We start from the raw sequence: 1,207 nt of genomic DNA, 5'->3' as shown, positions 1-1,207 counted from the left end.
CGTAGACTTCCCCTAAAAGTGCACAAGTCAAAACTAGAGATTTCTGACATCATAAGTCGATGGAGGAGATCCAATGAGAAAGTCAAAATTCAGCGAGAGCAAAATCGTCACTCTGCTTAAAGAAGCTGAGGCTGGTCGCAAGGTGAGTGACATATGCCGTGAACATGGCATCAGCAGCGCAACCTTTTATCAGTGGCGTAGCAAATATGGCGGTATGGAAGCCTCGGACATTAAGAAGCTAAAAGAGCTTCAGGAAGAGAACGAGAAGCTTAAGCGTATGTACGCGGATATGGCATTGGAGAACCAAGCCATCAAGGATCTGCTGGGAAAGCTGTAAAGCCTCCTCAGCGCCGCTGGGCGGCTAATCAGCTAATTGTTGCTGGTAAGTTATCGATCTCAAAAGCGTGCGCTGCAGTCGGGTTGTCACGCAGGGCTTGGTACCGTGAAGACCCTGCGCAGAAGCAACTCGACCGAGATGCTCCGGTTATCGATGCTTTGAACAAGTTGCTCGAGAAACATCCTCGGTGGGGCTTTTGGAAGTACTTCTATAGGCTCCGGAGGCTAGGTTTCGGCTGGAATCACAAACGTGTATGGCGGATCTATTGTGCAATGAACTTGAACCAGAAGAGACGCGCTAAGCGTCGATTGCCAGAGCGGCTTAAAACACCGTTACAAGTACCGTCTATGCCCAATCATACTTGGTCATTCGATTTCATGAGTGACACCTTATATAGCGGACACCGCTACCGAGTTCTCAACGTGATCGATGAAGGTACTCGCGAATGTCTCGACATCACGGTCGGGACATCACTAACCGCCGCGAGGGTTGTTCGGGTGTTGAGTGAGCTAGTGGCAGAGCATAGCTGCCCTCGCAGAATCCGAGTAGATAATGGCGCGGAAATGACATCGTCAATCTTCACGGAGTGGTGCGCCGAGCATGGGATAGAGATCGTCTATATTCAACCTGGAAAACCGAACCAGAATGCCTACATCGAACGATTCAATCGTTCATTTAGGACGGAGATACTAGACGCTAATCTATTCCATTCACTTAATCAGGTTAGAGAGTTGTCATGGGCTTGGCGAATCACTTACAACGAAGAGCGACCACACGAATCGCTTGGAAACGTAACGCCAGCAGAATTTAAAGAATTAGTAACAACAGAAATTTCTAGTAACGAACTGTGCGCTTGACGGGAAGTCTACG

General features: G+C 48.6%; 1 pseudogene. It reads left to right on the top strand.

From position 1 onward, the window contains the following. The first annotated feature begins 73 nt into the window (after positions 1 to 73). Positions 74 to 1,194: pseudogene (locus XMG48_RS11935) on the top strand (IS3 family transposase). Positions 1,195 to 1,207 lie beyond the last annotated feature (13 nt).

The sequence above is a fragment of the Marinobacterium sp. xm-g-48 genome (genome assembly GCF_013282925.1).
GTDB lineage: Bacteria > Pseudomonadota > Gammaproteobacteria > Pseudomonadales > Balneatricaceae > Marinobacterium_E.
Note: the sequence above shows the minus strand (reverse complement) of the source record. Positions and strands in the feature narration are given on the sequence as shown.